Raw genomic sequence first — 26451 nt, forward strand, 5'->3', positions numbered from 1 at the left:
AACCCGGCGCCGCGTATCGCCCTGGATGCCGGATCAAGTCCGGCATGACGAAATAGGGTTCAGCCCTTCGTCTTGCCGTTCTCGACCGGATAGAAGGTGTAGCTGAGCGTGATCGTGTCGATGTCCCGCGCGTCGGGGTCGTCCTTGATCTTCGGGTCGACGAAGAAGATGACCGGCATGCGGACCGTCTCGCCCGGCTTCAGCGTCTGTTCGGTGAAGCAGAAGCATTCGATCTTGGTGAAATATTTCCCCGCCTGCGCCGGCGACACATTGTAGGTCGCGGTGCCGGTGATCGGCTTGTCGGACTTGTTCGTCGCACTGAAGAATTCCATGTCGCGGGCGCCGATGTCGACCTTGGTCTGTTCGACCTCGGGCTTGAAGGCCCAGGCGAGCTTCGGGCTGACGTTGCTGTCGAACGCGACGGTGATCTTGCCGCCCGACGCGCCCGGAGCGGCATTGGCGCGGTTGGTCGTGCCGTTCAGGCCGGTCGCTTCGCAGAACATGTTGTAGAGCGGCACGCTTGCGAAGCCGAGGCCGGTCATGCCGCAGACGCCGAGCGCGGCGATCAGCGCGGTGCGATGCGTGCGCTGCATCAGGGGTGCATCCCGGCCTTGATCTTGGAAATGGTGATCGCGAACATCAGGATCACGAACGCGCCGAGCAGCACGGCCATCACGATCGAACGGCTCTTCTGCCGGCGACGGACTTCGCTTTCTTCGTTGGGGGTCATGCCATCCACCTGTCTGCGACCTCGGCCGCGAAAATGAGCGCGAGATACGCGAGGCTGTATTTGAACAGCCGCTTTTCCGGCTGCATCTTGTCGCCGTCCGCGGTCGTGCGCGTCGCGACCTGCAACGCCATCGCGCCGAAGATCGCGGTCAGCACCACCGCACTCACGCCATAGATGGGGCCGGTCAGCCCCAGCGGCCAGGGGGCGACCGCGGCGAGCGCCATCGGGATGGTGTAGAGCCCAATCTGGGTCCGCGTCGCCCGCTCGCCCGCGACGACCGGCAGCATCGGCACGCCGGCATTGGCGTAATCCATGCGGATAAACAGCGCGAGCGCCCAGAAATGCGGCGGCGTCCACAGGAACACGGTCGCGAACAGCAGAAGCGGCAAAAGCGCGACCTGCCCCGTCGCCGCCGCCCAGCCGATCAGCGGCGGGAAGGCGCCGGCGGCACCGCCGATTACGATGTTCTGCGGCGTCCGGCGCTTCAGCCAGACGGTGTAGACCAGCACGTAGAACAGGATCGAGATCGTCAGGATGCCGGCGGCGGCATAGTTCACCGCCAGCCCCATCAGCACGACCGAGAAGATCGCCAGCCCGACGCCGAAGTGCAGCGCGGCCTGACGGTCCATCCGTCCGGCGGGCAGGGGGCGGCCCTGCGTGCGCTTCATCACCGCGTCGATGTCCGCCTCATACCACTGGTTGAGCGCACCCGCGGCGCCTGCGCCGAGCGCGATGCACAGGATGGCGGTGAAGCCGAGCACCGGATCGATCGCGACCGGCGCGGCGAGCATGCCACAAAGCCCTGTGAAGACGACGAGCGTCATCACCCGCGGCTTGGTCAGCGCCAGGAAGTCGCGCCATTCGGCGGGCAGGGTCAGCGGGGTGTCGGCAGCGGTCATGAGATTGCCGCGCGCTATAAGCCGATGTGGGGGAAGGGGAAAGGGTGTTGGGGCTAGGTAAGAAGAAGACCCTCACCCTCCCACCGCTTTGCGGCGGGCCCCTCCCTCTCCCGCGAAGGCGCGAGAGGGGTTTGTCGGTCCCTCTCCCGCCTTCGCGGGAGAGGGAGGGAGCGGTGGAGCCGCGGAAGGGTGAGGGTCTTCTTCTTCCGACGACCTCAACGCACCGGCAGCAACGCCCCGCCACCCTGGATCGGCCGCGCCTTTTCCGGATTCGCCCCGATCCCCTCGCGCAGCACGACCGGCTTCGGACACCCGCTCGCATCGCGACGGAACACCGTCAGAACCTGCGCCGCGGGGGGCTGGTCGCCGAGCTTCATCGAATTGGGGGCCTTCGCACCACGGGTCTTGTCGGCCGTCGGGCTGCAATGCGGCGGGACGGACGGTTGCGCCACGATCGTCTCGCCGCCCGGCGCGGCCAGCATCAGAAGAAGCGCCAGAGTCTGCATCGTCAGTCTCCCGTTCGAATCAGCAGCTTTCATACTTCCAGTTGCGTCGCTTGCCTTCGCGCAGCCATTCCACGGTCTGCGCCACGCGTTTGGCCTGCGTCTCGGGGCGCTTCGCCTCGGCCACCCAATCGCAATAGTCGCGACGGGCGCTTGGGGGAAACGCATCGAAGGTGGCGCGGGCGGCATCGTCCTGCGCAAGCGCGGTCGTCAACGCGTCCGGTACGACTGCTTCGGGCTTGGGCGGCTTGACGGCGCGCTTGGCCGGCGTGGCAGAGGCACGGTCGCGGACCATCGCCTCGAACGTTGCGGCGTCGGGCAGGTCGGCGAGCGATTCGATCCGCCCCATCTGGCCCATCGCCTCGCCCTCCCGGCCGGCGGGCGCGTCGGCGCGGTTCCAGAAGCCGAAGGTCGCATGGGCCGTGAACGCCGCCATGTTGGCGAAGGGGCGGCCACCCAGCAGGAACGCCGGCATGCCCCATTTGATCGATTCGTCGATATCGGGGACTGCGGCGTGGACACGGTCTCGCAGCCACGCGAGGATCGGCTGCGCGAAGGGGGCGCGTGCAGCGATGTAGCTATCGACTCTCGCGTCGCGGGGCATAGCGAAATGCTGCGCCTACCCCGCGTCCGCGGTCAAGGCTTATGGACGCAGTGCGGTGTCGGCGCCATCGTCCAGTTCCTCGTCCATATCCTCGGCGTCGTCCTCAAAATCCTCCTGAAGCGCGTCCTCCGACAGGTCGTCCTCGTCGGCGTCCGCGTCCTCGTCTTCCTCACCGACCTCGTCCGACAGCATTTCGAGATCGTCGGTATCGTCGTCGTCGAGCGGATCGTCGCCCAGGTCGGGGGCGAGATCGGTCAGGATCGTGCCGTCGCTCGGCCCGTCGCGGGTCGCTTCCAGGATTTCGGCGCGCTGGCTTTCGTCGAAGCCGTCTTCGTCGAACCCGTCGTCGCCCGCGCCCTGCGCCTGTACCTGGTGACCGCCCATCGTCGTCTCTCCGATCAAAACCTGTGAAGGTTCGAACGGCGGTGGCTCAGCCCTGTTCCACCACTTCGCGACGAGGCGAAGAATCATGGGCCGGACGGAACAGCCGCCCGCGCTCGGCCAGCAGCACGATGACCAGCGCGGACACGCCCATAGCCGTAAAGCCGGTGTAGAGCGGGATGGTCGTGCCGTCGTAATGCTGGCCGACGTACGCACCGATCAGCGCCGCGCCCAATGTCGAGACGAAGCCCTGGATGCTCGCGGCGGTGCCGGCGATGTCGCCGACGTTCTCCATCGCCATCGCCGAGAAATTGGACGTGGCGAGGCCGAAGCACATCATCATCAGCGCCTGGACGATGATGAAGTTCGTCAGCGTCTCCGTCCCCGACAGCGCGATGCCGAGATGCAGCGCGGCGAAGACGATGAAGCCCAGCAGCGCGGTGTGCGAGATGAGGCGCGTCCCCATCTTCATGACGATCCGCGAATTGAGGAACGACCCGATCGCCATCGTTCCCGCGACCGAGGCGAAGACGAGCGCGAGCAGGTTCGGGACCTTGAACACGTCGAACACGATCTGCTGGATCGAGCCGATGAAGCCGAACAGCGCGCCCTGGAGCGCGGTCGCGGCGAGCGTGTAGCCGAGCGCATAGCGATCCTTCACAATGCGCGAGAAGCCGGTGCCGAGCGAACCGAGCGTGAACGGCTTGCGATCCTCCTCCGCCAGCGTCTCGGGCATCCGCGCGAGGAACCACAGCAGGATGACGAGCGTGACGCCGGCGATCGCGCCGAAGATCCAGCGCCAGCTGCCGACCAGCAGGATCAGCTGGCCGAAGGTCGGCGCAAGCACCGGGGCGGCCATGAAGAAGATGAAGGCGAGGCTCATGACGCGTGCCATTGCGCGCCCGGCATAGCAGTCGCGGACCAGCGCTACCGTGACTGTGCGGGCACCAGCCACCATCGCGCCCGACGCAGCACGCGCGGCGAGCAGCAGGACGAAGCTGCCCGAGATCGCCGCCAGCAGATTGGTCAGCACATAGCCGACCAGCGCCACCACCAGCACCGGCCGTCGCCCGAACCGGTCGGTCGCCGGGCCATAGACGAGCATCGCGAAGGCGAAGCCGATCATGAAGGCGGTGACGACGAACTGGCGCTGATTGTCCTCCAATACGCCAAGGTCGGCCGCGATCGCCGGCAGGGCGGGCAGCATCGAATCGATGCCAAGCGCCGTCAGCGCCATGAGGGCGGCGACGAGCGCGACGAACTCCGCGAAGGGAATGGGCGCGCGGTTGACGTTCGGTTGGTCGGGGGAAAGCGTGGTCATCATGATGTCGAATGGCTCTAGGCAGGGCGGGCCGGCGGGTCGACCCCTCAACACGCTGCGGTGCACAATGATCCGCCGCTTGCGCTCGATCAAGGTGTATTGCATAGACAAGGCACTATATGGGAGGTTACGATGGCGGCGTGGGGTCGGGGTTTGGCGGTCGGCGTGATCCTGGCGGCAGTGGCGCTGGCGGGCACGGCCCAGGCGCAGCGGTTCGACCCGCGGGCGCACAAGGGGCCGAAGCACGGCGTGCCGAACGAAGTCGCAGTGCTCGGCACGACGCATTTGTCGGGCATGCCCAAGAGCTTCGATCCCGCGACGCTCGGCGTCCTGATCGACCGCATGGCGGCGTGGAAGCCGCAGGCGATCGCGGTCGAGACGCTGTCCGGCCTGCAATGCGACACGATGCGGCGCTATCCGTCGCGCTACGCCGATTCGATCAAGAGCTATTGTCCGGACGTCTCCGCGGCGGCGGCGGCGACCGGGCTCGACGTGCCGGCCGCCAACGCGGCGGCGGAGGCGATGCTGGCGGCATGGCCCGCCAACCCGACCCCGGCGCAGCGGCGCAAGCTGGCAGCGACGTTCCTAGCGGCGGGCGAGCGCGACTCGGCGCTGGTGCAGTGGCTGCGGCTCGCCCCTGCCGAGCGGGTGGCGGGCGACGGGCTAAACACGGCGCTGGTCGAGGGACTCGAGAAGTATCGCGTCCGCCGCAACGAAACGACGCTGCTGGCGGCGCCGCTGGCCGCGCGGCTTGGGCATGAGCGCCTGTGGCCGATGGACGATCACACCGCCGACCGGCCGGACGGCGACACCGACCCCAAGGCCTATGAGGCGGCGATCAGCAAGGCGTGGGACAACCCGATGACGAAGCGCCGCATGGCGATCTTCGAGGCGTTGCAGGCGCAGGTCGATACGCCGGACAAGCTGATGGCGATGTACCGCCGTTACAATGCGCCCGACATGGGCGGCATGGCCTATACCAGCGACTTCGGCGCCGCGCTGGAGGAGCCGTCACCGCAGGGCTTCGGTCGCGGCTATCTGACCTATTGGGAGGTCCGCAATCTGCGAATGGCCGCCAACATCCGCGACCTGATGGGCGTGAAGCCGGGCATGCGGACGCTGGTCATCGTCGGCGCGTCGCACAAGCCGTATCTGGATGCGTATCTCGACCAGATGCACGATGTGCGGATCGTCGATGTGGCGCGGTTGTTGCGGTAGATAGACTGGACTCTCAACCGTCATCCCCGCGGAGGCGGGGATAAATACTGGCTACCCTTCGTGAGTCTCACGACGTTCAGCGACTATTGATCCCCGCCTCCACGGGGATGACGATGTTGGTGGTTAGTACACCAAGCCTATGACCTGATCCGTTCGCTCAGCACGAACGGTAGTCAGCACGAACGGTAGAGTGTGAACCCGATCAGCCGCGCGACGCTCTACCCCTTGTACAACGCGTCCAGCCGCTCGCCATAGACCTCGCGCAGCACATGCCGGCGAATCTTCAGGCTCGGCGTCAGCTGCTGGTTCTCAATCGTGAAGGGTTCGTCGGCCAGGATGAAGCGGCGGATGCGTTCGATCTGGGACAGGTCCTTGTTGACCCGCTCGACCGCGGCGCCGATGGCGGCCTTGAAATCGCGGTCTTCCTTCAGCTTCGCGAAATTGCAGCCGGCCCCGGACTTGGCGCAATATTCCTGCGTCCATTCGGGGTCGGGGACGATGACCGCGGTCACGTACGGCTTGCGGTCGCCCGACACCATCGCCTGCACGATCTCGTTCTGAAGGGTCAGCATCCCCTCGATCTTCTGCGGAGCGACATTATCGCCCTTGTCGGTGACGATGATGTCCTTCTTGCGGTCGGTGATCTTGATGCGGCCCTGCGCGTCGATCACCCCGATGTCGCCGGTGTGGAGCCACCCGTCTTTCAGCACCCGCGCGGTTTCGTCCTCGTTGCGCCAGTACCCGTGCATGACCAGTTCGCCGCGGACCAGGATTTCGCCGTCTTCGGCGATGCGGACTTCGGTATCGGCCAGCGGCGGGCCGACGGTGTCGTGCTTCAGCCCCGCGGCGGGGCGGTTGCAGCTGATGACCGGCGCCGCCTCAGTCTGGCCATAGCCCTGGAGGAAGGTGAGGCCGAGCGATTCGAAGAACACGCCGACTTCCGGATTAAGCGGCGCGCCGCCCGAGACCATCGCCTTCATGCGGCCGCCGAACTTCTTGCCGATCTTCGGCTTGAACAGCGTCTCCAGCACCAGTTTCATCGGCAGGTCGAGCGGCGAGCCCGGCTTGCCCGCCGCCCGCTTGCCGCCGATCTTGATCGCGCGGTCGAGCAGATAGTTGCTGAGCTTGCCCTGTTTCTCGATCGCCTTGGTGATGCGGGTGCGCAGCACTTCGAACAGGCGCGGCACGACGACCATCAGCGTCGGGCGGACCTCCTCGATATTGGACGCGAGCTTGTCGAGGCCTTCGCTGTAATAGATTTCCGCACCCAGCCCGATCGGCAGGAATTGCCCGCCGGTGTGTTCGTATGCGTGGCTCAGCGGCAGGAACGACAGGAACACTTCGTCGTCCCAGCCGAAATCCTCGGACACGACCCGCGCGGCGCCTGCGACATTGTGCAGGATCGCGCCGTGGTGCTGCATCACCCCGCGCGGCGCGCCGCCGGTGCCGCTGGTGTAGATGATGCAGGCGAGATCGCTGCGCTGCATCGTCGCGGCCTTCGCCGTCTCGGCCGGATCGGTCGCATGTTCGGCGATGAGCGCGCGCCAGTCGTAGAAGTCGATCGAGCCGGGCTGGCCGAGCTTCATGTCATCGAAGCCGATGACGATCCGCGCCTGCGACCGCAGCACCGCGGGCATCAGCACCTTCGCCAGCTTCTGCGTCGACACGATCACCGCGCAGGCGCCCGAATTCTCCAGGATATGCTGGTGATCGCGTTCGGTATTGGTGATGTAGGTCGGTACCGTCACGCAGCCCGCGGCCATGATCGCGAGGTCGGAGATCGCCCATTCCGGACGGTTCTCGCTGACCAGCATCACCCGGTCGCCCGCGCGCAGGCCCGAGGCCTTCAGCGCCGTGGCGAGCGCCGCCACCTGCCGCGCGGCCTCCGCCCAACTGGTCGAATGCCATGTGCCGCCCGACTTGCCCCACAGGAACGGGGCGTCACCCTTTTCGGCGGCGCGGGTGAAGAACATCGTCACCAGATTGGGGAAATGTTCGAGTAGGCGGGCGGCGGCGGGCATGGTCTCTCCTGGGCTCGGCTTGGGCCGATGCGATCTTATGTCACCGTTCGTTTCGAGTAGCCGTCGAGCGAAGTCGAGGCGGCGTATCGAGCATTCTGTCTCGATATGGGTTCTCGACACGCTCGAACCCTACTCGACACGAACGGCATGTCACTCCGGCGGACGGCTCGGGTCCTTCCCGAACCGCTTGATCTTCGTAACATATCCCGTCTCGTCGCCGGCGACGCCTTCGCTGCGCGGGTCCGCCCCGCCGACCCAGCGGCCGCCGACCCATTCGACGGCATTGGCCTTCAGGCCCAGACCGCCGACCGTGACACGCTCGCCCAGCGCCTGAAGCGCGGGGACCATCGCGGCGCGTTCGGTCCCGGCCTCGGCGGTGGCGTTTAGGCCCGGCGCATAGAGCAGGCCCATCGCGATCGCGTCCTGCGCCGACAGGTCGAAATCGATCACGCCCATGATCGCCTTGGCGATCTGCGCGATGATCGTCGGACCGCCGGCAGCACCGACCGACAGACGGACGCGGCCGGATGCGTCATAGACGATCGTCGGCGCCATCGAGCTGCGCGGGCGCTTGCCGCCCTCCACGCGGTTGGCGACGAGATAGCCGTCCTTGACCGGCACCGTGTCGAAATCGGTCAGTTCGTTGTTCAGCACGATGCCGTTGACCGTCAGGCCGCTGCCATAGACGCCCTCGATCGTGGTCGTGACGGCGACGACGTTCCCCATGCGGTCGGCGACCGACAGGCTGGTGGTGCCGGGCGTCTCGGCCGGCTCGGCGCGAACGCGTTGCGGGGCACCGGGCGGCGTGCCGGCGGTGACGCTCGCCAGCGTCGTGGTCGGCGAGATCAGCGCCGAGCGGCTGGCAAGGTACGCCGGATCGAGCATCCCCGCGACCGGCACCTGCACATAATCGGGATCGCCGATGTAGAGGTTGCGGTCGGCATAGGCGAGGCGCGAGCTTTCGGCGAACAGATGCCAGGCGGTGGGCGAATCCTTGCCCAGCGCCTTCAGGTCGAAGCGTTCGAGCTGCTTCAGGATCATCAGCACGGTGATGCCGCCCGACGAGGGCGGACCCATGCCGCAGATGCGGTAGCTGCGGTACGGCACGCACACCGGATCACGGGGCTTGGCCGCATAGCTGGCGACGTCGCCGGTCGTCATCTGCGACAGGTTGCGCACCGCGGTGCGGACGGTCGTCACCAGCTTCTGCGCATCGGGGCCGACATAGAAACTGTCCGCCCCGCGCGCCGCGAGGCGTTCGAGGAATGCGGCCTGGTCCGGGTTGCGCACGGTGCTGCCGGCGGGGAGTGCGGTTCCGCCGGGCGAGAAGATCGCGCGCAGCTCCGGCGTGATATGCGTGCCGTTCTTGGCAAGACCGTCGACGAAGCGCGGCGACAATTGCCATCCGTCCTTCGCCAGCCGGATCGCCGGCTGGAACAGCCGCGCCCAGGGTAGCTTGCCGCCCGAGCGGTGTGCCAGCGCCATGCCGCGCAACGCGCCCGGCACGCCGACCGACTTGCCGCCCGGGACGGCTTCGCGGTGGTCCATCGGCTGGCCGTCGGCGGTGTAGAACAGGCGTGGGCCGGCCGCCATCGGAGCCGTCTCGCGCGCGTCGATCGTATCGAGCCGCCCGCCGACGCGGTGCCGTACCCAGAAACTGCCGCCGCCCAGGCCCGAACTCTGCGGCTCGACGACGCCGAGCGCGAGCATCGTCGCGATCGCGGCATCGGTCGCGTTGCCGCCGGCTTTCAATATCTCGACGCCCGCCGCGACCGCGCGCGGATCGGCGGCGCTGACCATGCCGGGGGCCTGGGTATCGGCGACGGCGGTCGGTGTCGCGGGGCGGTCGGCGGCCGGCGCGCAGGCGACCGCCAGCGGAAGCAGGGCTAGGGCAAGGGCTCTCATGGGCGCAGACCCTAGCGTCACGGGAAAGCCGTGCAAGCCTCACTCTGAATCCTCCCTTGCAGACAGGGCCAGCGCATAGTCGGCGCCGGTGGCGAGGTTGACGGGCTGGCAGGCTGGGCAGCGCCAGCGCCACGAAGATCACCTCTTGAAATCATGCCGCGCGAAGTCAGCTCGCGGATCGGCCACCTTGCCGAACCCTCCATCACAGGATCCATCCGACACTCCCCGCTTAGCAACGGATAGTGTTCGAATCCCAATCAGCCGCGCATGCGCACCATATGCGACTTCTCTGCCTGGAAGGAGGGCAGGCCGCCATTCGGCGAAACTCTGCCCGTCGGCCACTTCCGGGGTTCCGCCGACTCCTGAACGGGGTTAACAGCCTGTGGCATGGACGCCACACTGGAACCGATGCCGCTGGAGGGCCGCTTTGCGGACCGCGAGCACCTGTTTCCGGTTCGGGTCTATTTCGAGGACACCGATCTGTCGGGCGTCGTCTACCACGCCAATTACCTGCGCTACATGGAGCGCGCGCGCTCGGCGATGCTGCGGGCGGCGGGGATCGACCAGCGCGCCGCACATGAGGCGGGCGAGGGGGCCTATGCGATCCGCGACCTCGCGATCCGCTACTCGGCGCCGGCCCGGCTCGACGACACGCTGACGGTCGTCTCGCGCCTGATCCAGGTGCGTGCGGCATCGGTCGTCATTCATCAGAGAGTCATGCGGGACACGGTCCAATTGACCGACGCGACGGTGGAGGCGGCGTTCGTTGCCCCCTCTGGCCGTCCGCGCCGCCAGCCGGACGGGTGGGCCTGTATTTTCGAACGCCTGATCTGGCAGGGGGAATAGGACGATTATGGAGCTTATCGCCAACGCCGATGCCGCGACGCTGTCGCCCGTCGCGCTGTTTCTGCAGGCTGACTGGGTGGTGAAGGCGGTGATGCTCGGGCTGCTCGCCGCCAGCATCTGGACCTGGGCGATCATCGTGATGTTCTGGCGGCGGCTGGGCACGGTGCGCAAGGAGACCGTGCGGTTCGAGGAAAGCTATCGCACCGCGGCCGACATCGACGCCTTCCACCGTGCCGAGCGCGAGAGCGACCTGCCGATGGCGAAGGTCTTCGCCGCCGGCGTCGCCGAATGGCGGCGGTCGACATCGGGCAAGGCGATCGACCGCGACGGCACGCGCGAGCGCCTGGCGACGACAATGGGCGCGGCGACGGCGGCGGAGATCGACAAGCTGAGCGACCGGCTGAACGTGCTCGCCACGGTGGGATCGGTGGCGCCGTTCGTCGGGCTGTTCGGGACGGTGTGGGGCATCATGCGGTCGTTTACGGCGATCGCCAGCCAGCAGAATTCATCGCTCGCGGTCGTGGCGCCCGGCATTGCGGAGGCGCTGTTCGCCACCGCGATCGGGCTGTTCGCGGCGATCCCGGCGGTCATCGCCTACAATCGCTTCAGCCACGGCATCAACCGGATCGAGGCACGGCTGAACCGGTTCGCGGACGGATTCCATTCGACCCTTTCGCGCCAGCTGGATTCGGATCGGTGAGAGGGCTTCGCACCAATCCTCCCCTGCAAGGGGAGGTGGCAGCTCGCCGCGCTGACGGAGGGGTATCGACCTCTCCGGATAGCGTGACACCCCTCCGTCGCGCTGACGCGCCCCACCTCCCCTTGCAGGGGAGGATGTAAGATATGGCCGTCAACCTTCCCTCGCAGCGCGGCAAGGGCCGCCGCGCGCCGATGGCGGACATCAATGTCACGCCGCTGGTCGACGTCATGCTCGTGCTGCTTATCATCTTCATGGTGACCGCACCGCTGCTGACCGCGGGCGTGCCGGTGAACCTGCCCGACAGCCGCGCCAAGCCGCTCGATCAGGAGCAGAAGCCGGTCGACATGGCGATCGACGCGCAGGGCCGCATCTTCATCGACAAGGATGAAGTGACCGGCACGCTCGACGATCGGCTGGCGCAGATCGCGGGGTCCGGGACGCCCGAGCGACCGCCGCAGATCCTGCTGCGCGCCGACAAGGGCCTCGACTATGGTCGGGTCATGCGCGTGATGGGTGAGCTCAACCGCGCCGGGCTGAACCGCGTCGCGCTGGTCACCAACGTGGGTGACCAGAACTGATGGATCGCGCCGAGAAATACGGACTGGGGATTGCGGCGGCGGGGCATGTCGCGCTGTTCGGCCTGCTCTCGGTCGGGTTTCTTAGCACGCCCAATCCGCTGAAGCTCGAATCCAAGCCGATCGACATCTCGCTGGTCGACGAGGTCGCGCTGGAGAGCGCCGCCCCCGCGACGACCGAAGCGCCCGCACCGGCGGAAGCGCTAGAGGTCGGCCCAGTCGAGGATAGCGCGCCCGCGCCGGCGGAGACGGTCGCGGAGCCGGTGCCCGTACAGCCTCCCCCGGCGCCGGTGCCACCTGCGCCCAAGCCGGCACCTCCTAAGCCGACCCCGGCGAAGGCTGCTCCCGCGCCCGCCCCCAAGCCTGCCCCGGTCAAGGCGCCGCCGAAGCCGACGCCGCCCAAGGCCGAACCCGCTAAGCCGCAGCCCAAGGCCGCGGCGAAGCCCGCCCCCGCGCCGGCACAGCCCAAGGCCGCCCCACGCCCGGCGCGACCCGGCCTCGCCCGTCCCGACGTCGCGCCCGAACGTCCCGGCAGCGCGGCTGCGTCCAAGGCGGCGCGCCCGCGCGGGTCGATCCTGGGCGACGATTTCCGCAAGAGCCTGGCCCAGTCGAGCGAGAAGGGCACGGCCCAGACGCCGCGCGTGGCCAACGTCAGCGCGCAGGCGGTCGCCGGCCTCGGTGACGCGATCGCGCGACAGGTCCAGCCATGCGCCAACCGCATCCCCAATCCGGGGCCGGGCGCAAACCAGATCCGCACCAAGCTGCGCCTGCGCATGAACCCCGACGGTTCGCTCGCGAGCCGCCCGGTCGTGTCGGGCCAGACCGGCGTCGACGACGAGAACCGCCGCTATGCCCAGCGCGTCGGCGAACTCGCCGGTGCGGCTGTGATCCAGTGCGCGCCGTACAAGCTGCCCGCCGAACTATATGAAGGCGGGTGGAAGGACATCATCATCAACTACCGGCTGCCGGGATGAGCATCATGCGACCAACCTTCTTTCGTCATGCCGGACTTGATCCGGTATCCAGAGCCAAGAGCGGTGTCGCCCGTGGCTCTGGACCCCGGATCAAGTCCGGGGTGACGGCAGTATTACTGGCACTCGGCGCGAGCCTCACCACGCCCGCCGCCGCGCAGGTCGAGGTCGACGTGACCGGCGGGGCCAGCGTCGGCCAGCCGATGCCGATCGCCGTCCCGCCGATGCCGACGCCGAACCCGCAATCGACTGCGGCGGGCACGACCGACCAGCTCGGCCGGCAGATGGCGGAGGTCATGACCAACGACCTGCGCAATTCCGGCCTGTTCAAGCCGCTCGCGCCGGATCAGCTCCGGCCGGTCGGTTTCGATCAGGTCACTGCGCCCGACTTCCCCTATTGGGGCGGCACCGGCGCGCAGGCGCTGGTCCAGGGCTTCGTCCGTGCGAACGGCGACGGGACGCTGACGGTCGGCTGCTATCTGTACGACGTGTTCGCCAAGACCGAACTGACCCGGCAGGGCTTCGTCGTGTCGCCCGCCGACTGGCGCCGCGCCGCGCACAAATGCGCCGACACCGTCTATCAGCGCCTGTCGGGCGAGGGGCCATATTTCGACAGCCGAGTCGTCTATGTTTCGGAGACGGGGCCGAAGGGCAAGCGCATCAAGCGTCTGGCAATCATGGATCAGGACGGCGCCAACCACCGTTTCCTGACCAACGGCCAGGCGATCGTGCTGACCCCGCGGTTCGCGCCGAACCAGCAGTCGATCGTCTATATGAGCTATGACGAGAAGGTGCCGTCGATCTACGTGCTCGACCTCGGCTCCGGCCGGCCGCGCCGGGTGGTCAGCGGCGTGTCGACGACTTTCGCGCCGCGCTTTTCGCCCAACGGCCAGTGGATATTGTTCTCGATGGCGCAGGGCGGCACGACCAATATCTACCGCGTGCCCGCCGGCGGCGGCAGTCCGCAGCGGCTGACCAATTCGGCCGGGATCGACACCGGCGGCAGCTATTCGCCCGACGGGTCGAAGATCGTGTTCGAAAGCGACCGCGGCGGATCGCAGCAGCTCTATGTGATGAACGCCGATGGCTCCAACCCGCAGCGGATCAGCTTCGGCGGCGGGCGCTATGCGACGCCGAGCTGGAGCCCGCGCGGCGACCTGATCGCGTTCACCAAGATGGACGGTGGCCGCTTCCGTATCGGCATCATGTCGCCATCGGGCGGGGGCGAGAAGTTGTTGACCGAAAGCTGGGGCGACGAAGGCCCGAGCTGGTCGCCCAACGGCCGCGTGCTGACCTTCTTCCGCGCGGCGCAAGGCTCAGGCAAGGCCGACGTCTGGTCGGTCGACCTGACCGGCGTCAACGAACGCCGTATCCCGACGCCGCTCGATGGGAGCGATCCGTCATGGGGTCCGTTGCGTCCGTGAGCCTCGCTTACCCACCGTTCGCCCTGAGCGAAGTCGAAGCCTGTCCTGAGCGACTGCCGCAGGCAGGCAGTCGAAGGGGGCGTGAGGCCCAGGTGCTTCGACTTCGCTCAGCACGAACGGATGGTGTGGGAGCCTGAATTTTCCGCCAAGACCGATCAACCCAAAGGAGACCCAAGTCATGGCAACAAAGCGGACCGCGCTGGTCCTGACCGCCGCCTTTGCCGTCGCCCTCGCCGGCTGCGCCAAGAAGAAGCCCCCTGTCCTGCCGCCGGCGCCGGTCGACAGCGGTCAGACGACCGATCCCAACGCCGGAACCGCGCCGACCGGCGACGTCGGCGGCGCGATCGTGCCGGGCAGCCAGGCCGACTTCCTGCGTTCGGTCAGCAGCAACACCGTGCTGTTCGGGCTCGACATGTTCGATATCGACGCGGAGGCGCGCACGATCCTCGACACGCAGGCGCAGTGGCTGGCGCGCTATCCGAACGTGCGTATCACGATCGAAGGCCATGCCGACGAGCGCGGCACGCGCGAATACAATCTCGCTCTCGGCGACCGCCGGGCGAATGCGGCGAAGAACTATCTCGCCGCGCGCGGGATCAGCGCCAGCCGGATCAGCACGATCAGCTACGGCAAGGAACGCCCGGCCGCGCTCGGCTCGGACGAGGCGAGCTACGCCCAGAACCGCCGCGCGGTGACCGTCACGGTGAATTGACTTCAAAAGCCCTCTCCCCCTCGGGGAGAGGGTTGGGAGAGGGGCAGTGCCGCTAGCACCGGTCTCGGTGAGACACCGCCCCCTCTCCCAAACCCTCTCCCCAAAGGGAGAGGGCTTTTGGTCGTCCCTTGACTTCCCGAAATCCCGATATAAATGTGATATCACATTAAAGGGAGGCAGGGATGATCGAGTCGTCACGTGCGAGCCGCACGCTCACCCATAGCAGCGAAGTCGTCGCGCGAACGACCAGCGGCTATCCGATGCTGCTGGTCGCTCTCGCGAGCCTCGCGGCCGGCGTGTTCTTCGTGTTTCAGCTCGCGAACGAAGGGCTGGCACCCGTCTTCTCGATAGCCCCCGCGATCCTCGCGATCGTGACCGTCTTCGTCGCCTGCGGCTTCTACATGCTCCAGCCCAATCAGGCCGCGGCGATCACGCTGTTCGGCGCGTACAAGGGCACCGACCGGACCGAGGGGCTGCGCTGGGTTCTGCCGTGGCTCGCGCGCCAGAAGGTGTCGGTCCGCGCCAACAACATCATCTCCGACAAGATCAAGGTCAACGACCTGCGCGGTAACCCGATCGAGATGGCGGCGCAGGTCGTGTGGCGCGTTACCGACACGGCACAGGCGCTGTTCGACGTCGACGATTACAAGGCGTTCGTGAACGTTCAGATCGAGGCGGCGGTGCGGACCATCGGCTCGCGTTACCCTTACGACGATTTCGAGCATCAGGAAGTCACGCTGCGCGGCAACCATGACCAGATCGGTGCGGAGCTTCAGGCCGAACTGATCGCCCGGCTGCGCGTCGCCGGCATCACCGTCGACGAATGCGGCTTCACGCATCTCGCCTATGCGCAGGAGATCGCCGGTGCGATGCTGCGGCGCCAGCAGGCGCAGGCTGTCGTCGCGGCGCGTGTAACCCTGGTCGAGGGCGCGGTCGGCATGGTCGAGTTGGCGCTCGATCAGTTGTCGGCGAAGGGCGTGGTCGAGCTCGACGACGAACGCCGTGCGACGATGGTGAGCAACCTGATGGTCGTGCTGTGCGGCGACCGCGATGCCCAGCCGGTCGTCAATACGGGTACGCTGTACCAGTAAGCGCGACGCAGCCGTGGCCGCTCCTCCGAAAAAGGCGTTCCCGCTCCGCCTCGATCCCGCGCTCTATGCCGCGATCGAGCGGTCGGCGTCGGCTGATCTGCGGAGCGCCAACGCCCAGATCGAATGCCTGCTGCGCGAGGCGCTGGCCCGGCGCGGCGTCAAACTGGATGCGCCGGTACAGGCCCGCCGCGGCCGCCCGCCGAAGGAGGATTGAGATGAAACCGCAAGGCTGTCCAAGGTGCCAGGGCTCGATGACCCGCGGCTTTCTGGTCGAGCAGAACGCCAGCCACCAGTATCAGACCGCGCAATGGGTCGAGGGCGAGCCGGTGACGAGCTTCTGGACCGGCCTGAAGCTGAAGGGCCGAACGAAGCTGAGCGTCGAGACGTGGCGCTGCAGTCGGTGCGGTTTCCTGGAGAGTTACGCGCGCTAGGGGCAGATCGCCGCGCTTCGGCCTTTGGTGGCGTACAAGCGGGGTTATAAGATCATGAAATCGGGAGCGAGACGATGATGCTGACGGCGATGCTTCTGGCGGCAGCCGCGCCGCAGGTCGAACAAGTCGCGGTACCGGGGCCGCAGGGACCGCTTGCCGGTACGTTGACGCTGGCGGAGGGGAAGGGGCCGGCGGTTATCATCATTCCCGGTTCCGGCCCGACCGATCGCGACGGCAACAGCCCGCTGGGAATCACGGCCGGCTCGTACCGGATGCTGGCCGATGCGCTGGCGGCGAAGGGCGTGTCGTCGATCCGCATCGACAAGCGGGGCATGTTCGGCAGTCGCGCGGCCGTCGCCGATCCGAACGACGCGACGATGGCAGGCTATGCCGACGACGCGCGCGCCTGGGCGCGGCTGGCGGCGAAGCGCAGCGGCACCGCCTGCGCCTGGCTGGTCGGGCATAGCGAGGGCGGGGTCGTCGCGCTTCAGGCGGCTCAGAGCGCGGACGGGATTTGTGGCGTCGTCTTGCTTGCGTCGCCCGGGCGCCCGCTGGGCGCGGTAATGCGCGGGCAATTCCGGGCGAACCCCGCGAACGCGCCGATCCTCGATGCGGCCCTTGGCATGCTCGATGCGGTAGAGGCGGGGAAGACGGTCGATCCGGCGACGTTGCCGGTGCCGCTGAACGGCATGTTCCCGCTCGGGGTGCAGAAATATCTGACCGGCGTGATCGCGCTCGATCCGGCGCAGCTCGCGGCGACCGCGAAGGTGCCGGTCGTGGTCGTGCAGGGGGATGCCGACCTTCAGGTCTCGGTCGATGATGATGCGAAGCGGATCGCCGCGGCGAACCCGAAGGCGCGGTTGACCGTGTTGCCGGGGGTTAACCATGTGCTGAAGCAGGTCGGTGGGGATCGCCTGGCCAACCAGCGCAGCTATGCGGACTCGTCGCTGCCGATCGCGCCGGAGGTGGTCGAAGCGGTGGTCGAGGCGGTGAAGCCTGCCCTCTCGAATCATCGTCATCCCCGCGGAGGCGGGGATCAATAGTCGCTGAACGGAGTGAGACTCACCACCGCCAGCCAGAATTCATCCCCGCCTCCGCGGGAATGACGGGTTGGTTATTGGGCGGCGACGGCCGGTTGCGTTGCAAACGCCTCGTCCAGCAATCGCGCGAGCCGCAGTCCGCCCTTCGCCACCTGCTGGCGTGCAGGCTCGACCAGCTTGGCGATGGTCGCGTCGTCCAGCTTCGCGCGCGCCGGCACCGGTCCGCACGGGTCGCCCATCGCGGTCGCATAGACCGCATCCTTGGCGACCTGCCAGCTGTCGCGGCTCCAGTCCTCGACCGTCCCGGCCTGGATCGCCGCGCGTTCGGCGGCCGGGTAGGCCTTCACGATCGGCGGCGGAGTGGAGATCGCGCGCTCGGCCAGATAGCCGTCCCAGATCGAATGAAGGTTCAGCCGTTCGGGACCGTACATCCCATAATCCGCCTTCGCGCGATTGCCGCCCAGATCGCCCCGATCGCCGGCATGGAGCGGCTGGTGCAGGTCGCCGACGAAATGCACCAGGAAGACCAGCGCCATCAGCTTCTCGCGCTCCGGCACCTTGGAGTCCTTCAGCAGCTTCACGTCGCGCTCGATCTGCGCCGACACGCAATTGCCGTCCTTGCAGGCCGATTTCAGGTCGAACGGCTTGCAGATGTTCACATTCTGATAGTGCCAGGAATAGGCGTAGCTGAACCGCTCGCCCAGCGGCTTGACGCAGTCGGCCCAAACGCTCGCCTGCTCGATCGTCCCCGCAGGGCAGGTCGGCGTCTCGAGCAGTTTCTGTTGCCGCAACAGCGCTGCAACTTTCGCACGGGTCGCCGGCGTCACATTCGCCCAGGCGACCGCCGCGACGCTTTCGTGGCCATATTCCCAATAGGCCTGCGCCGGTGCGGCGAAGAGCGTCGCCAGAAGCGCGACGAGTGCGGACAGCTTGCGGATCATGGCGACCGGCGTAGCGCGGGGTGACCGGCGGGGAAAGGGGCGTCGCCGGTCCTTCCGACGCAAAAAAGGGCGCCGACCCCCCGTCGACGCCCTTTCAGCCAAGGCCCTGAAATGTCAGGCCGTGGCGAACCGAACCGCCGTGCGGCGGCGCATGCCGTAGCCGACGACGCCGAAGCCCAGCATCATCATCGCCCAGGTGGCCGGTTCCGGCACCGCGGAGGTGATCGTCCCGGTCGCGGACAGCGACAGGTTATTGTTGGCACCGGCAGCCTGCCAGCGGGCCGCGAAGTTATCGACCGTCAGGTTCGTCTGGCCCGTCGCGTAGTTCAGCGTGAACGCGCCCGACACCGGCATGTCCGACACCGTCACGCCGCTATTGCCCGACCCGTTGCAGTTCGAACCCGTGAAGAAACAGACATCGCGGTTGCCAAGGCCGTTGAAGTTGCCGCCTGCACTCGCACCGAACGAATTGTTCGCGCCGACGACGACCGACGCGGGTGTGCCCGACGTATCGAAGCCGAACACGCCCAACCGTGCCGCCAAGCTAGGGCTGACCGACGTATTGTCGACCGAATAGGTGAAGTTCCACGCCGTGCCGGCGGCGTTGGCGCCGGTGTAGTTGAACGTCAGGACGGCCGCTGCGCCGTCGGTCCCGGCGAAGCTGGTCGTCCAGGTCAGTGCGTTGGTGCGGTCGAGCGACACGGTGTTGCCCGACACGATGGAAGCGGCCTGCGCGACCGGCGTCGATGCCAGCAGTGCAAGAGCGGAAATGGCTGCGAACTTGATCAAGAAACCCTCCCCAGGGACTGTTTTCCAATAATTAGTTCTTAGCAGAATTCGTAATTTCGGTCGAATCGACCTGTTCCCGATCTGGGACGTATCGCGCAGGTCAGTCGACGGTTGTGATCACCCCTCGTCGCCGTAGATCGCCACGACCCGCTCGCCCGTCGCCGAGGTGCGCGCGCGGTACATGCCGGGGGTCGTGAAGCTCCAGCCGATCTCCCCGGTCGGCCCGGCCAGGATCACGCCGCCGGTGCCGCCCAGCGCCTGAGTCTCGGCCATTACGGTGTCGCCCGCCTGGCGCAGCGTTTCGCCCAGGAAGCGGACGCGTGCGCAGATCTCATGCCCGACGCCGGTGCGGATGAAGAATTCGCCTGAACCCGTCGCGCTGATCGCGCCGGCGCGGTCGTCGGCGAAGGTGCCTGCGCCGATCAGTGGCGAATCGCCGACCCGACCCCAGCGCTTGCCGGTGACGCCGCCGGTCGAGGTCGCCGCTGCGACATGGCCGGCCGCATCACGCGCCACCGCGCCGACCGTGCCGTATTTCATGTCGACGTCGAAGGCGTCGCCTGCGCTGGCCTTCATCATCTCCAGCTGCTCGCGGCGCTCAGGGAGGGCGAACCATTCGGGGCCGACCTGCTCCAGCCCGCGGTCCAGCGAGAAGGCGTCGGCGCCCTTGCCCGCCAGCAGGACGTGCGGGCTGTCCTCCATCACCGCGCGGGCGAGGCTGACGGGATTCCTGGTCGCCCGCACGCCCGCCACTGCGCCTGCCGCGCGGGTGCTGCCGTCCATGATCGCCGCGTCGAGTTCGTTGGTCCCTTCATAGGTGAAGACCGCCCCGCGCCCAGCGTTGAAGGCGGGGTCGTCCTCCAGCACCCGCACCGCCGCCTCGACCGCATCGACCGCGCTGCCACCTTCGGCGAGCACCGCCTGTCCGGCGTCGAGGGCGGCGTTCAGCCCGGCGCGGGCGGCAGCATCGGCCTGATCGGTCAGCCGCCCGCGTTCGATGATCCCGGCACCGCCGTGAATGACGAGCGTCCAGCCGGTCGCGGGGGAAGCGGTCATCGTTCGAACTCCGATTCTTACAGGGTAGTATGCGGCGTGGTGCTAGCAAAGCGCGGGCGCGGACGCAGCCCGATCAGCGGCCGCAGCGGCGCGACTTCGCGGCCGATGCGATAGAAAGCCCCGCATCCGACACAGGTTGCCGCGACCAGGATCAGGAACTGGCTCCACAACGGCCAGCCGGTCGGCCGTAGCCAATAGCCGACCAGCACGATGATCGTCTGATGGACGAGGTAGAAGGGGAACACCCCTTCGGCCAGTGTCGCACGCCACGGGTGGTCGCGGTTCAGATGCGCCTCGGCGATGCCGATCAGCGCGGCGATCGTCGCCCAGCATTGCAGCTGTCGCGCCCATAATGTCTGTTCCGCGATCCACGACGGCGGCGAGCTGACGCCGGGCCAGACCCAGGCGACCCCGCCGACGATCGCATAACCGACCGCCGCCAGCGCCAGCGACACCCAGCGCCAGCGCACCAGTGCCGCCATCGTGTTGGGCGCGGCGGCCAGCAGGAAGCCGAACAGGAAGGCAGGGAAGAACCCCAAATGCGCGATCCCGTCGTGCAGCACGTCGTGGGTATCGGCCCAGCGCCGGAAGACGAAGACCTGTGCGAGCAGCAGATACAGGATCGGCAGCCACAGGACGGCAACGCCGCCGAACAGCCGGTCGAACCCGGCCTGCACCGCCTTCGGCCGCGGCAGGCTGAGCAGCAGTGCTAGTGCGAGGGTGTAGAGCCATAAGTAGCCGACGAACCACAGGTGGTTCCACGTCGGGAGGGCGATTCCTGCCAGCGTGTCGAAGTCGAAGAATTCGGTCGCCCAGAAATGCAGATAGCCGCCGGTATAGCCGTGCTGGGTCACCAACTCGACCCAGGCCTGCGGCGGTACGATCACCACGACGCCGAAGGCGAGGGGGACGAGCAGGCGGCTGGTACGAGACCGCACGAAGCGCCACAGCCCCGGCGACCGCGTGACGATCGCCCGGCTGGCATAGCCGGAGACGAGAAACAGCAACGTCAGCCGCCACGGGCTGGTCAGCGCCATCGGCACCGTCACCCAATCGACCGTCCGCACCGCCTTCACATGATAGGGCCACGGCACGAACACCATCGCGATATGGTAGAGGATCAACAGCGCGAACGCCCCGATCCGCAGCCAGTCCATGCCATAATGTCGCGCCATCGCCGCGCGGTAGCGGGTTTGTCGGGGGCGGGCCACCTCTGCCAACCACCCACCGTTCGTTTCAAGTAGCCGTCGAGCGACGTCGAGACGGCGTATCGAGAAAGCCTGTCTCGATACGGGCTCTCGACAAGCTCGATCCCTACTCGACACGAACGGTTGCTGATTGTGCGTGTGCATGGCGGCGGTTCCCCTCCCAGCCGCACGCCGCTATATGATCTCCGACCCCCACAGGAATCCGTCCCCATGTCCGTTCGCCCCTGGCGCGATATCGTGCGCCGTCCCAGCCGCCAGATCATGGTCGGCAACGTCCCCGTCGGCGGCGACGCGCCGGTCACCGTGCAGACGATGACCAACACGCCGACCGACGACGCCCGCGCGACGATCGACCAGATCCGCCGCTGCGAGGACGCGGGCGTCGACATCATCCGTGTGAGCTGTCCCGACGTCGAGAGCACGGCCGCGCTGAAGGGGATCGTCCGCGCCGCCCGCGTGCCGATCGTCGCTGACATCCATTTCCACTACAAGCGCGCGCTGGAAGCGGCCGACGCGGGGGCGGCGTGCCTGCGCATCAATCCGGGCAATATCGGATCGTCGGACCGCGTCGGCGAGGTCGTCCGCGCGGCGAAGGCCAACGGCTGCGCGATCCGCATCGGGGTGAACGCCGGCAGCCTGGAGAAGGACTTGCTGGAGAAGTACGGCGAGCCCTGTCCGGAGGCGCTGGTCGAAAGCGCGCTCGACCATATCAAGCTGCTACAGGATCACGATTTCCACGAATTCAAGGTCGCGGTGAAGGCGAGCGACCTGTTCCTCGCGGTCGCGGCGTACCAGCAACTCGCCGAGGCGGTCGACTGCCCGCTGCACCTGGGCATCACCGAGGCGGGCGGCTTCGTCGGCGGGACGGTCAAGTCGGCGATCGGCATCGGCAGCCTGCTGTGGTTCGGCATCGGCGACACTATCCGCGTGTCGCTGTCGGCCGAGCCGGAGGAAGAGGTCCGCGTCGGCTTCGAGATCCTGAAGTCACTCGGCATCCGCAACCGCGGCGTCCGCGTCGTGTCGTGCCCGTCCTGCGCGCGCCAGGGCTTCGACGTCATCCGCACCGTCCAGGCGCTGGAGGAACGGCTCCAGCATATCCGCACGCCGATGTCGCTCTCCGTCCTCGGCTGCGTCGTCAACGGCCCCGGCGAAGCGCGCGAAACCGACATCGGCCTGACCGGCGGCGGCAACGGCAAGCACATGGTCTATCTGTCGGGCGTCACCGATCACACGGTCGAGAGCGCCGACATGCTCGACCATATCGTCAAGCTGGTCGAGGCGAAGGCGGCGGAGATCGAGGCGGGCGGGGCGACGGCGCGGGCGGCGTGATTGCGGCTGCGATCACGCTGATACTGGCTGCACAGCCAACGTGGATCATTCGCATCGAATTGCGCCAATCTGGCGACGTCTGCACGATGAGGATCGGCAAAGACAGTGCTGACCCGCGCGACGAGAAGGCTGTTGCGGCTCTTCTGTCTCGATACGATCCGAAGCGATATGTGATCGAGATCATCGCCGATGAGAACCTGACGTACCGCTGCATCGGCGGTATCGTATATCGAATCCAAGGTCAGGGGTTCACGTTCGCCAAGGTCGGCATTCTGTCGCAGCCGCCGGTTCAGTAACCCGCTTCTCGCTGATGCCGTAACGCGAGGATGACGACCGCGTCGCGGTCGGTGTCGTATGCGTAGAGTGCGACATAGCCGGTAGTGCCGAAGGCGATCACCAATTCGCGAAACGGCGGATGGGCGCGAACGGGACGACCGATCGCGGGCGTCGACCCAAGTTTACGAAACGCGTCGCTGATGGCCGCTGCCGCGCGGGCCGACGCAGCGCTATCACGCTCAGCCAGAAACATGCGGCATCGCTCGACATCGGCGACCGCGCGCTCGGACAGGATCAGTCGCGGCACTTTGGCGCAGGTCGCTCGTCGGGCGTGCCCCAGGTTGCGAGCCAGGCCAGCGCATCCTCTCCGGACAGGTGGCGGCCGGTCTCACGATACGCCTCCCAGGCCGTCATTGCATCGGTAAGGAAGCTTTCGCGGGCTTCCTCACGATCCAGATACTCGCGGATCGCTTCCCGCATGATCCAGTGCGGCGTGCGTTCCCGGGCGTCGGCTAGGCGGCGGATACGATCCTTGGTCGTGTCGTCGATCTTGAGCGAAGTCGCCATCGATAGTCTCCGGTACTACCAAGGAATATAGCGGATCGCGGCGGCTTAGCCACCCCCCAGCACGTTGATCGTGAACGCCACGATGCCCAGGTTGAATACGAACGCCGCCAGGCTGTGGACCGTCACCGTCCGCCGCACGCTGCGGTCGGTGATGCTGACGTCGCTGGTCTGGAAGGTCATGCCGAGCGTGAAGGCGAAGTAGAGGAAGTCCGAATAGTCGGGCTCCAGGCAGCCGGGGAAATCCAGCCCGCCCTCGTCGCCGCCGTCGTCCTCGTCGCGACTGTAGAACAGGTGTGCATAGTGCAGCGCATAGACGGTGTTGGCGAACAGCCATGACAGCGCCAGCGTCGCCAGCACCAGCGCGATCTTGATCGCCGGCAGCGCACCCTTGGCGATCAGTTCCCCGACCACCGCGGCCAGAATCGCGAGCGACGTCGCGGCGGTGATCGCCAGTAGCATCGGTCGGTTGGCGTCGTTGCGCGCCGCCGACGCGCGGATCGCAGCCGGGTCGGCGGTCCGAAGCAGGGGCACGATCGAGCCGAGGAAGATCGCCGCCGCGATGTCGAAGCCGATCATCGTTCCCGTCGACCAGCTGGTCTGTGCGATCGCGATCGGCACTGCAACCAGCGCGATGCCGCAAAAGGCGAGAAAGCGCGGCGGGGCGAGGCGATTGCCGATCGTCGGGTGGCGTGCGGGCATGGCGCTGCTATAGCCGCCGCCATGACGAGCGGGGAGGGCGAAATCATCGACACACGACCCGTGGCGCTACCGCTGGCCTTCGGCGTCGCTGCGCTCGGCATCCTCGTCTTTTCCGGCATGGATGCGGTCATGAAGGGCCTCGTCATCGCGCTCGGCGTCTACACCACGATGGTCTGGCGCAGCCTTGCCGGCATCCTCGTGTCGGGCGTGCTCTACGCCGGCCTGCGCAGCCCGTGGCCGTCGCGAGCGGCGATGCGCTTGCATCTGATCCGCGGGCTGGTGTCGACGGTAATGGCGCTCGGGTTCTTCTGGGGGCTGGCGCGCGTGCCGATGGCGCAGGCGATCGCGCTTGCCTTCATCGCGCCGATCCTGTCGCTGTTCCTCGCCGCGCTGATCCTGAAGGAGCGGGTGCCGCGCGGATCGGTCGTCGCCTGCGCCTGTGCCGCGGTCGGGGTCGCGCTGATCCTGACTGGCCAGGCGCGTGCGGAGATGGGCGCGGAGGCTTTCGCGGGGACGATCGCGGTCCTGGCGAGCGCGGTCTGCTATGCCTTCAACATCGTGCTGATGCGCGCGCAGGCGCAGGTGGCCGAACCGGTCGAGGTCGCGTTCTGGCAGAGCGTCATCGTCGGCGCCTGCCTGTTGCCGGCCGCGCCGTGGTTCGCCAGCGTCCCCGCCGCCGGGCACTGGCCGGCGATCGGCGGTGCCGCTGTGCTGGCGACCGCGTCGCTGCTGCTGCTCGGCTGGGCCTATCGCCATGGTCCGGCCAGCTATCTTGCCCCGACCGAATATACCTCGTTCATTTGGGCGGCGATCCTCGGCTGGCTGGTGTTCGACGAGACGCTGTCGCCGTGGACGGTTGCGGGGGCGGTGGCGATCGTCGCCGGATCGCTGATCGCGGCGCGGTCGAAGCCGGTGGTGGTGTAGGTCAACCCAAGACCCGTTCGTGCTGAGCTTGTCGAAGCACCGTACTGCGATACGCCCGGACACGGCTCGCGGCACGAAGAACGGTGCTTCGACAAGCTCAGCACGAACGGGGTGGGGGTCGTGTTTCGCCGCACAACCCGTAAGGTGACACCATGACCATTCACCTCCGCCCCGCCGCCCGTGACGACGTGCCCACCATCCTGCGCTTCGTCCGCGAGCTCGCCGAGTTCGAACGCGCCGCCGACAAGGTCGTCGCCACCGAGGCGCTGCTCGACGACGCGCTCTTCGGCGACCAGCCCGCCGCCTATGCCGTCATCGCCGAAGTAGATGGCGCGCCGGCGGGGATGGCGTTGTATTTTTTCAATTTCTCGACCTGGACCGGGTGGCGCGGGCTGTACCTGGAGGATTTGTACGTGACGCCCGAGGCGCGGGGGAAGGGCGTCGGGGCGGCGCTGCTCACCCATCTCGCCGGCATCGCCGTCGATCGCGGATGTACCCGGTTCGAATGGGCGGTGCTCGACTGGAACGAGAATGCGATTCGCTTCTACCGCTCGAAGGGCGCGGTGCCGATGGACGAGTGGCGGACGTATCGCGTGTCGGGCGACGCGCTGCCGCGACTGGCGGGGCGCGCTTGATGGCCTGGGGCTGGCTGATCCTGGGCGGATTGTTCGAGGTCGGCTTCACCACCTGCCTGCGCTTCGCCGATGGCTTTCGCAACGTGCCGTGGACGATCGGCTTCCTGGTCAGCGTCACCCTGTCGATGGCGCTGCTCGAACTCGCCTCGCGGTCGATCCCGATGGGGACGGCCTATGCGGTGTGGACGGGGATCGGCGCACTGGGGACGGTGGTGATCGGGATCGTCTGGTTCGGGGAGGCCGCGACGCCGGTGCGGCTGTTGCTGATCCTGGGCGCGGTCGCGTGTATCGCCGGCCTAAAGCTGACGAGCGGGCACTGATGGCGATCGACCAGGGTCTGATCGACTGGATCGCGGAATGCACCGCGCCGCTGGGCACGCTGACGAAGCGCGCGATGATGGGCGGGGCGACGCTGTACCTCGACGGGCAGGTGTTCGCGATCCTGACATCGGACGGCGTGCTGCGGTTCAAGGCGGATGCGGTCAGCGATTCCGTCTGGGACGCGCAAGGGGCGGATCGCTTCACCTTCACCTTCGATGACGGGCGGGTGAGTTCGATGAACTATCGCCGCGCGCCGGAGGACGTGTTCGATGATCCGGACGCCATGCTGCGCTGCGCGCGGCTGGGGTTGGAGGCGGGGCTCAGGGCGCCGAAG

General features: G+C 67.4%; 33 protein-coding genes. 17 read left to right on the forward strand and 16 right to left on the reverse strand.

Going from position 1 to position 26451, the window contains the following annotated elements; genetic code table 11:
- Positions 1-59 precede the first annotated feature (59 nt).
- From ACFSC3_RS11180 to ACFSC3_RS11210, 7 genes are all read right to left on the reverse strand, one after another.
- Entirely contained in the window at positions 60-593 is a 534-nt protein-coding gene (locus tag ACFSC3_RS11180) for a cytochrome c oxidase assembly protein (protein WP_380940492.1), read from the reverse strand.
- Positions 593-730, reverse strand: coding sequence for a hypothetical protein (locus ACFSC3_RS11185; protein ID WP_380940493.1), 138 nt, complete (start codon positions 728-730; stop codon positions 593-595). Before ACFSC3_RS11185 ends, ACFSC3_RS11180 begins: the two co-directional genes overlap by 1 nt.
- Positions 727-1629, reverse strand: coding sequence for a heme o synthase (locus ACFSC3_RS11190; RefSeq protein ID WP_380940494.1), 903 nt, complete (start codon positions 1627-1629; stop codon positions 727-729). Before ACFSC3_RS11190 ends, ACFSC3_RS11185 begins: the two co-directional genes overlap by 4 nt.
- 215 nt (positions 1630-1844) lie before the next feature.
- The gene (locus ACFSC3_RS11195) at positions 1845-2135 is read right to left on the reverse strand and encodes a hypothetical protein (RefSeq protein ID WP_380940495.1); all 291 of its coding nucleotides are present in this window, start codon (positions 2133-2135) and stop codon (positions 1845-1847) included.
- A gap of 19 nt (positions 2136-2154) precedes the next feature.
- Positions 2155-2736: a YdeI/OmpD-associated family protein gene (locus ACFSC3_RS11200; protein WP_380940497.1), complete on the reverse strand. Its 582-nt coding sequence runs from the start codon at positions 2734-2736 to the stop codon at positions 2155-2157.
- 39 nt (positions 2737-2775) lie between these two features.
- On the reverse strand, positions 2776-3120 hold the full coding sequence (locus tag ACFSC3_RS11205; protein ID WP_380940498.1) for a DNA primase: 345 nt from the start codon (positions 3118-3120) through the stop codon (positions 2776-2778).
- 46 nt (positions 3121-3166) lie between these two features.
- The gene (locus ACFSC3_RS11210) at positions 3167-4441 is read right to left on the reverse strand and encodes a multidrug effflux MFS transporter (RefSeq protein ID WP_380940500.1); all 1275 of its coding nucleotides are present in this window, start codon (positions 4439-4441) and stop codon (positions 3167-3169) included.
- 129 nt (positions 4442-4570) lie between these two features.
- Between ACFSC3_RS11210 and ACFSC3_RS11215 the strand changes: the two genes are divergently transcribed.
- Complete coding sequence (locus ACFSC3_RS11215; protein WP_380940502.1) at positions 4571-5656, forward strand: DUF5694 domain-containing protein; 1086 nt, start codon at positions 4571-4573, stop codon at positions 5654-5656.
- A 218-nt stretch (positions 5657-5874) separates the two neighbouring features.
- On the opposite strand, the gene ACFSC3_RS11220 is transcribed toward ACFSC3_RS11215, so the two are convergent.
- Positions 5875-7677, reverse strand: a complete 1803-nt coding sequence (locus ACFSC3_RS11220) for an AMP-dependent synthetase/ligase (protein WP_380940503.1) — start codon at positions 7675-7677, stop codon at positions 5875-5877.
- A gap of 150 nt (positions 7678-7827) precedes the next feature.
- Entirely contained in the window at positions 7828-9582 is a 1755-nt protein-coding gene (gene ggt, locus ACFSC3_RS11225; RefSeq protein ID WP_380940504.1) for a gamma-glutamyltransferase, read from the reverse strand.
- 387 nt (positions 9583-9969) lie between these two features.
- Here ggt and ybgC point away from each other — a divergent pair, with 387 nt between their 5' ends.
- The 10 genes from ybgC to ACFSC3_RS11275 all read left to right on the forward strand — a co-directional run bounded on the left by ybgC (position 9970) and on the right by ACFSC3_RS11275 (position 17375).
- A complete protein-coding gene (gene ybgC / locus ACFSC3_RS11230) occupies positions 9970-10428 on the forward strand; it encodes a tol-pal system-associated acyl-CoA thioesterase (RefSeq protein WP_380940505.1) in 459 nt (152 codons plus the stop codon).
- Positions 10429-10435: 7 nt separating this feature from the next.
- The gene (gene tolQ / locus ACFSC3_RS11235) at positions 10436-11128 is read left to right on the forward strand and encodes a protein TolQ (protein WP_380940506.1); all 693 of its coding nucleotides are present in this window, start codon (positions 10436-10438) and stop codon (positions 11126-11128) included.
- 143 nt (positions 11129-11271) lie between these two features.
- On the forward strand, positions 11272-11706 hold the full coding sequence (tolR, locus tag ACFSC3_RS11240; RefSeq protein ID WP_380940507.1) for a protein TolR: 435 nt from the start codon (positions 11272-11274) through the stop codon (positions 11704-11706).
- Entirely contained in the window at positions 11706-12677 is a 972-nt protein-coding gene (locus tag ACFSC3_RS11245) for a cell envelope biogenesis protein TolA (RefSeq protein ID WP_380940508.1), read from the forward strand. The genes tolR and ACFSC3_RS11245 overlap by 1 nt, the downstream gene beginning before the upstream one ends.
- Before the next feature lie 101 nt (positions 12678-12778).
- Entirely contained in the window at positions 12779-14098 is a 1320-nt protein-coding gene (tolB, locus tag ACFSC3_RS11250) for a Tol-Pal system beta propeller repeat protein TolB (protein ID WP_380940509.1), read from the forward strand.
- Positions 14099-14276: 178 nt separating this feature from the next.
- Positions 14277-14810, forward strand: a complete 534-nt coding sequence (gene pal, locus ACFSC3_RS11255; protein WP_380940510.1) for a peptidoglycan-associated lipoprotein Pal — start codon at positions 14277-14279, stop codon at positions 14808-14810.
- Positions 14811-14992: 182 nt separating this feature from the next.
- On the forward strand, positions 14993-15901 hold the full coding sequence (locus ACFSC3_RS11260; protein ID WP_380940512.1) for an SPFH domain-containing protein: 909 nt from the start codon (positions 14993-14995) through the stop codon (positions 15899-15901).
- 13 nt (positions 15902-15914) lie between these two features.
- Positions 15915-16115, forward strand: coding sequence for a type II toxin-antitoxin system antitoxin (locus tag ACFSC3_RS11265; protein ID WP_205493124.1), 201 nt, complete (start codon positions 15915-15917; stop codon positions 16113-16115).
- A 37-nt stretch (positions 16116-16152) separates the two neighbouring features.
- Positions 16153-16332: a hypothetical protein gene (locus ACFSC3_RS11270; RefSeq protein WP_465270254.1), complete on the forward strand. Its 180-nt coding sequence runs from the start codon at positions 16153-16155 to the stop codon at positions 16330-16332.
- A 74-nt stretch (positions 16333-16406) separates the two neighbouring features.
- The gene (locus ACFSC3_RS11275) at positions 16407-17375 is read left to right on the forward strand and encodes an alpha/beta hydrolase (RefSeq protein WP_380940514.1); all 969 of its coding nucleotides are present in this window, start codon (positions 16407-16409) and stop codon (positions 17373-17375) included.
- A 71-nt stretch (positions 17376-17446) separates the two neighbouring features.
- Here the strand turns inward: ACFSC3_RS11275 and ACFSC3_RS11280 are convergent, their stop codons facing one another.
- The 4 genes from ACFSC3_RS11280 to ACFSC3_RS11295 all read right to left on the reverse strand — a co-directional run bounded on the left by ACFSC3_RS11280 (position 17447) and on the right by ACFSC3_RS11295 (position 21333).
- Positions 17447-18313: a S1/P1 nuclease gene (locus ACFSC3_RS11280; RefSeq protein WP_380940515.1), complete on the reverse strand. Its 867-nt coding sequence runs from the start codon at positions 18311-18313 to the stop codon at positions 17447-17449.
- A gap of 114 nt (positions 18314-18427) precedes the next feature.
- A complete protein-coding gene (locus ACFSC3_RS11285; RefSeq protein ID WP_380940517.1) occupies positions 18428-19102 on the reverse strand; it encodes a cistern family PEP-CTERM protein in 675 nt (224 codons plus the stop codon).
- A gap of 117 nt (positions 19103-19219) precedes the next feature.
- Entirely contained in the window at positions 19220-20158 is a 939-nt protein-coding gene (locus ACFSC3_RS11290; protein ID WP_380940518.1) for an isoaspartyl peptidase/L-asparaginase family protein, read from the reverse strand.
- A 17-nt stretch (positions 20159-20175) separates the two neighbouring features.
- Entirely contained in the window at positions 20176-21333 is a 1158-nt protein-coding gene (locus ACFSC3_RS11295) for an acyltransferase family protein (RefSeq protein WP_380940519.1), read from the reverse strand.
- A gap of 243 nt (positions 21334-21576) precedes the next feature.
- Here ACFSC3_RS11295 and ispG point away from each other — a divergent pair, with 243 nt between their 5' ends.
- Both ispG and ACFSC3_RS11305 read left to right on the forward strand, forming a co-directional pair.
- Positions 21577-22695 (forward strand): flavodoxin-dependent (E)-4-hydroxy-3-methylbut-2-enyl-diphosphate synthase, encoded by a 1119-nt coding sequence (ispG, locus tag ACFSC3_RS11300; RefSeq protein WP_380940521.1) that lies wholly within the window; start codon positions 21577-21579, stop codon positions 22693-22695.
- Positions 22692-22991 (forward strand): hypothetical protein, encoded by a 300-nt coding sequence (locus tag ACFSC3_RS11305; RefSeq protein WP_380940522.1) that lies wholly within the window; start codon positions 22692-22694, stop codon positions 22989-22991. Before ispG ends, ACFSC3_RS11305 begins: the two co-directional genes overlap by 4 nt.
- On the opposite strand, the gene ACFSC3_RS11310 is transcribed toward ACFSC3_RS11305, so the two are convergent.
- From ACFSC3_RS11310 to ACFSC3_RS11320, 3 genes are read right to left on the reverse strand one after another with little or no spacing between them, the layout of a single operon-like run.
- Complete coding sequence (locus ACFSC3_RS11310) at positions 22985-23224, reverse strand: type II toxin-antitoxin system RelE/ParE family toxin (protein ID WP_380940524.1); 240 nt, start codon at positions 23222-23224, stop codon at positions 22985-22987. The genes ACFSC3_RS11305 and ACFSC3_RS11310 overlap by 7 nt on opposite strands.
- Positions 23225-23265: 41 nt before the next feature.
- Positions 23266-23538 (reverse strand): CopG family ribbon-helix-helix protein, encoded by a 273-nt coding sequence (locus tag ACFSC3_RS11315; RefSeq protein ID WP_380940525.1) that lies wholly within the window; start codon positions 23536-23538, stop codon positions 23266-23268.
- Positions 23539-23583: 45 nt separating this feature from the next.
- Entirely contained in the window at positions 23584-24237 is a 654-nt protein-coding gene (locus tag ACFSC3_RS11320) for a DUF1345 domain-containing protein (protein WP_380940526.1), read from the reverse strand.
- A 21-nt stretch (positions 24238-24258) separates the two neighbouring features.
- Between ACFSC3_RS11320 and ACFSC3_RS11325 the strand changes: the two genes are divergently transcribed.
- The 4 genes from ACFSC3_RS11325 to ACFSC3_RS11340 all read left to right on the forward strand — a co-directional run.
- Positions 24259-25161 (forward strand): DMT family transporter, encoded by a 903-nt coding sequence (locus ACFSC3_RS11325; RefSeq protein ID WP_380940527.1) that lies wholly within the window; start codon positions 24259-24261, stop codon positions 25159-25161.
- A gap of 152 nt (positions 25162-25313) precedes the next feature.
- On the forward strand, positions 25314-25796 hold the full coding sequence (locus tag ACFSC3_RS11330) for a GNAT family N-acetyltransferase (protein WP_380940529.1): 483 nt from the start codon (positions 25314-25316) through the stop codon (positions 25794-25796).
- On the forward strand, positions 25796-26116 hold the full coding sequence (locus ACFSC3_RS11335) for a DMT family transporter (protein WP_380940531.1): 321 nt from the start codon (positions 25796-25798) through the stop codon (positions 26114-26116). The genes ACFSC3_RS11330 and ACFSC3_RS11335 overlap by 1 nt, the downstream gene beginning before the upstream one ends.
- Positions 26116-26451 (forward strand): TfoX/Sxy family protein (locus ACFSC3_RS11340; RefSeq protein WP_380940533.1); only part of this gene is annotated, 336 nt, incomplete at its 3' end. The genes ACFSC3_RS11335 and ACFSC3_RS11340, both read left to right, overlap by 1 nt.

It is taken from the genome of Sphingomonas floccifaciens (genome assembly GCF_042681125.1).
GTDB classification, from domain to species: domain Bacteria; phylum Pseudomonadota; class Alphaproteobacteria; order Sphingomonadales; family Sphingomonadaceae; genus Sphingomonas; species Sphingomonas floccifaciens.